Here is a 4957-nt window from a genome sequence, read left to right on the forward strand (position 1 = left end):
CCGGGCGGTCGTCGGTGACGGGCGGCGCGGCGTGGGCGCCCGGGCGGTCGTCCGTGCGGGGCGGCGCGGCGTGGGCGCCGGGGGAGGGCAGGATGCCGTGCGGGTCGGTCTGCTCGCTCCAGAACGTCTCCTCCGGCAGTGGCCACCGGGCCCCCGTGCTCGCGGGGCCGGCGCTCTCACCGGGCCCCCCGGAGGCCGGGGGAGTGGTGACCGGGGCGGACGGCTTGGTCTCAGACACTACGGAGTCGCTCAGCTTCGCTCGGGGCCGGGGGATACGCGACGGCCGCCACGCCTTACTGACGCCCTGACGGCGGAGGACGAGCGGTGTCGCCGACCCGCACCACGATATCCCGGCCGGGACGGTCCTGTCTCAAGACGCGCACCGGAACGCCCGCTTACACAGGGAACTCGGAGGTCACGTGCAGACGTTCTTCTGGGCCGAGGCGACGATGGTGTTGCTGGTGACGCTGTCAGGAAGCTTCTCCACCTTGACTCCCTCGAAGTCCTCGCCGACGATCAGCTGGATCACCGGCGAGCCCGCCGCCTTGGTGCCAGCGGAGGGCAGCGCGACCGGCGAGGTGTAGACGTCGGTGGACGTGGGCCTGATCTTGCCGGCCGTGGGGCCGGGCTTGGGCACCACCATCCCGGTGAGGACTCCGGCGTAGTCGGCGCCCTCGGCGGCCTTCTTGGCATAGCGGACCTCGGTCTTGGCGATCGCCTTGCCGCCGGGGGCCTGGTAGTTGCCGAGCCCGACGACCTTGAAGCCCTGCTTGCTGAGCTGGTCGGCGACGGTGCGGGCCTTGCCGAAGGTCTGCGTCCCGTTGAGCACCTGGACCTGGACCTGCTCGGGCTTGAGCGCGACCTTGGGCGCCGAGCTGGCGGTGGCCGTCGGCGCCGCCTCGGGCAGTTGGACGTCGGTCTTGATGGCGGTGAACAGCTCGTTGGCGTCGGGCTGCTTCCAGATGACCCGGTTCGTGTTGTCCGGGTCGGGGATCCACGGGATCGTGGTGAACTTGACGCCGTTCGCGGTCAGCTTCTCGGCGCTCTTGGCGATGTCGAGCAGCTTCGCGGTGTCGTCGGCCAGGTCGGGGTCCATGGTCACGGACTGGGCGGCCGCCTTGATGAAGGAGGTCAGCTTGGCCGGGTTGGTGAGCAGCTCGCCGCTGGTGGCCTTGGCCACCACCTTGCTGAGGAAGATCTGCTGGCGCTTGATGCGCTGGATGTCGCTGCCGTCGCCGTACTTGCGCAGCCGCACGTAGCCGAGGGCCTGCTCGCCGTTCAGCAGGCTCTTGCCGGGCGGCAGCTTGAGCTTGGAGGCCTTGTCGTCGACGCCGGACTTGAGGCAGATCTCGATGCCGCCCAGGGCGTTGACGATGTTCTTGAAGCCGCTGAAGTCGACCTCGACGAAGTGGTCGATGCGGATGCCCGTGAGGGTCTCCAGTGTGGAGATCGTGCAGGCGACGCCGCCTGTGCTGTAGGCAGCGTTGATCATGTCGCGGTGGGACGGCATCGGCGCCTTGGTGGTCTCGTTCTTGCAGGTGGGGATCTGCACCATCGAGTCACGCGGGAAGCTGATGAGCTGGGCCTTGTCGCGGTTGGGCGACAGGTGCAGCAGGATGATCGTGTCGGTGCGCTTGCCGCCGGCGTCGGCGGTGCGGGCCAGTTTCTGGCCGTACTTCGCGTTGCCCTCGCCCGCGCGGGTGTCGGAGCCGACCAGGAGCACGTTCAGCGCGCCGGTGCTGGGTGGCCGGGGCGTGATGATGTCGGACTTGATGCTCTTCTTGTGGATGTTGCCGAACGTGTCGCGGTAGACCGTGTAGCCGGTCAGCGCGCCCGCGACCATGACCGTCGTGGCGCCGATGCTGATCCAGGCGAGGACCCGCATCTTGTTGACCCCGCCGCCTTGGGTGGCGGCCGCTCGCCGGCCGCCACCGCCCCGGGGCGGCTGCTCGCCGGCAGGCGGGGGAGGGGGCGGCGCCGCCGCGGCCCGGCGGGACATGCGGTGGCCGGGCTCTGCCGGGGCGACCCTGCGGTCCTGCACGGACACGCTCCTGTAGTCACTCATACGCCCCCTCGCCTGGTCTGTGCGCCTCACGCGTCGGCATGGCCTTACTGCGCCACGAGACTAGGTCACGTACGGCGTACCCGTAGCCATGACCGGCGGAATTCGCCGTGACCCGGGCGTGATGTTACCGGCCAAAAGCATACTCAGACCTGGACATTTCGTGGAATATCATCGCCAAATTCTTGGCGTTCGGGCAGGTCGGAACGGGCGCACAGGGCGGCGGCCAGACAGGCGAGCGGCACGGCCGGCAGCATGTACCGGTAGTCGAACTCCGCGACGGCCGGCGGCACCACGAGCAGCACGACGGCCACCGACCAGGGCAGCGCCCACGGCGGCAGGCGCCTCGGCCGGGCGGCGGGCCGTCGGCGCCCGAGTACGCGCACGACCCCGGCGACCGGCGGCGCCAGCAGGATCACGAGCAGAGCGGTCCCCGGCAGCCAGGCCACCCCCTGGTAGGCGCGCATCCACCCGGCGTACGGCTCGACCACCTCCGTGCCGATCGGTCCCCGCTCGTACCTCTGGCCCATCTCGACGCCGAGCTGCGCCGCCCAGCGCCCCGGCGGGGGAGGCGAGGCCGCCGGGAACTCGTAGTAGCCGTAGATCTCCTGGTCGGGATAGACCGGGCGGCCCCACACGAACGTGCGTCCCAGCTCCGACAGCACCGAGGCGGCGTAGTCGAGCGGCTGCGCGCGGATCGCCAGCGTCGCGAACCGGGCGGCCAGGTCGTCGTTCGCCTTGGTGAACGTGATGCCGGGCAGCTCGACCAGCGGGGAGTCGGCGGCCCAGAGGTACTCCTGCGACGGGGGCCGCCGCTCGGGCGGGCGGGGGTCGCACAGCACCCGCAGGTCGGCGGGCGGATCCATCCGCGCGCAGTCGGCGAACGACATCGTGCGCGCGTACAGGAACGCGCCGTTGGCGCCGACGAGGCCGGTGCGCTCGTACGTGCCGTAGAACCAGGCGCCGTAGGCGACGAGGGGGACCAGCGCGGAGGCGAGCATCACGGCGGCGCGCCGCAGCCGGCCGTCCAGCACCAACCACACCGCCACGACCACGATGAGCGGCTGGCCGACCGTCCTGGTCAGTGTCGCGGCGGCCAGCAGCAGCCCGATGGCCACGGCCCGGCGCCGGCCGCCCAGCGCCAGGACCACCGCCGTGACCAGCAGGAACATGAAGAGCGTGTCGGAGACGAGCAGGTGCTCCAGCTCGATCTGGTAGGCGTCGAGGAGCACCGGTGCCGCCGCGAGGGCCGCCGCCCACCGGGGGACCGCCCGCCCGGACCCCGCCCGCCGGGAGCCCGCCTCTCTCCTGCGCCTGGACCACCAGGGGATCGCCCGGCGCGCGGCCACGTACACGAGCACGCCCGTGGCCAGCCCGAGCAGGTGCTGCGCCGCCGCGACCACGGCGAAGGAGTGGAACGGCTCCAGCAGCCGGAGGAACGCCGAGTAGCCCGCCGGGCGCACCAGGTCGGGCCGGGGGCGGAAGACCGTGACGATGTAGGTGTAGGAGTCGGGGAACCACAGGACCGGCCGGTAGCCCAGCATGGTGAGCACGCGCAGCGCCGCGCCGGCGGCCAGCAGCCCGAGGAACCAGCGGTGTCCCCGGGCCCGCGCCAGAGCGCCCGCCGCGACCTGCCGGGGAGCGCGCGGGGCCCCGCGGACACGGCGCGGCTCCGGTGGCGTGGCGGGCCCGGCCTTCCGCACCGACTCGCCGGTCACCGCGCGCTCCGGGAGGCGGGCACGGGCCGTCGTGCCTCCGGGTGGGAGGGCCGGTCGGACATGGGACGGTGGCGCACGTCGGTACGCTACCCGCGATCGGCCGCCGGCCGTCCCACCAGGTCATGGCCGGGCCGCGTCGCCCGGGTCGCGTCACCGGTCGTACCCCCAGGTCGGATACCCTCGCGATCACCGATGGGATCCGGCGGGCTCGACCAGGCGCGAAGGCCGTCGGCGGGCAGGGTGCTCGCCGTGGCCTCGGTGCTGCCCGCCCTCGTCCTGGCCGGCTGGCTGCTGGCCGGCCTGCCGCTGCTGCTGGCCGGGGTGTACCGGCCGCTGCCCGCGCTGGCGCTCGGCCTGCCCGTGATCGCGCTGCTCTGCCTGGCCGCCCTCCGCCTCCCGGTGGGCGCCGCCGAGTGTCCAGGTGCCGCCGAGGGGTCAGGTGTGGCCGAGGGCCCGGGTGCCGCCCAGGGCCGGCTCAAGGCGGGGTGGTGGCAGGTGGCCGGGGTCGGCGCGGTGGCGCTGGCGTCCGGGGTGTTCAACGCGGTCCTGCACACCGAGCAGCTCGTGGTCCGGCGCGACCCGGCCACCTACGCCCAGTACGCGATCTGGCTGGCCCGCCACGGGTCGCTCCCGATCCCGTCGCAGGTCGCGGCGTTCGGGGGGCCGGACCAGGCGCTGGTGTTCGACAGCGTGGGCTTCTACCCGGTGAACGGCGCGGTGGTGCCGCAGTTCATGCCCGGCCCGCCGCTGCTGTTCGCCGCCGGGCAGTGGGCGGGCGGCCTGCTGCTGACCCCGGCCGTGCTCGGCGCCCTCGCGGTGCTCACGGTGGCGGGGGTGGCGGCGCGGCTGGCGGGGGCGCGGTGGGCCGTCCCGGCGGCGCTGGCGTTCGCGGTGTGCCAGCCGGTGCTCTACACCTCGCGCACCACGCTGAGCGAGATCCCGTCGCTGATCCTGTTGTTCGGCGGCATGGCCCTGCTGCACGACACGCTGTCGCGCGCCGTGGCGGTCCCGGGCGCGCCGGCCCGGCGGTGGGCCGAGGGGGCGGTGGCCGGGCTGGTGTTCGGGCTGGCCGTGCTGGTCCGGATCGACGGCCTGCGTGACGTGCTGCCGGTGCTGGCGTTCGCCGGCCTGCTGGTGGCGATGCGCCGCTCCGGCCGGCCGGAGGGCGCGGTGGGGC

2 protein-coding genes and 2 pseudogenes are annotated in these 4957 nt (G+C 73.4%); 1 reads left to right on the top strand and 3 read right to left on the bottom strand.

Translation table 11 applies throughout. From position 1 onward, the window contains the following. From AB0H81_RS43755 to AB0H81_RS43765, 3 genes and pseudogenes are all read right to left on the bottom strand, one after another. A pseudogene (locus AB0H81_RS43755) lies at nucleotides 1-238 on the bottom strand (hypothetical protein); the annotation flags it as partial. A 177-nt stretch (nucleotides 239-415) separates the two neighbouring features. Beyond that, a complete protein-coding gene (locus AB0H81_RS43760) occupies nucleotides 416-2065 on the bottom strand; it encodes an LCP family protein (protein ID WP_358388108.1) in 1650 nt (549 codons plus the stop codon). A 143-nt stretch (nucleotides 2066-2208) separates the two neighbouring features. Further along, nucleotides 2209-3780: a hypothetical protein gene (locus AB0H81_RS43765; protein ID WP_358388111.1), complete on the bottom strand. Its 1572-nt coding sequence runs from the start codon at nucleotides 3778-3780 to the stop codon at nucleotides 2209-2211. Between the two features lie 192 nt (nucleotides 3781-3972). Here AB0H81_RS43765 and AB0H81_RS43770 point away from each other — a divergent pair. Continuing rightward, nucleotides 3973-4957: pseudogene (locus AB0H81_RS43770) on the top strand (hypothetical protein); the annotation flags it as partial.

Origin of the sequence: Nonomuraea sp. NPDC050691, from assembly GCF_040654455.1 — a bacterium.
In the GTDB taxonomy this organism is placed as follows: Bacteria; Actinomycetota; Actinomycetes; order Streptosporangiales; family Streptosporangiaceae; genus Nonomuraea.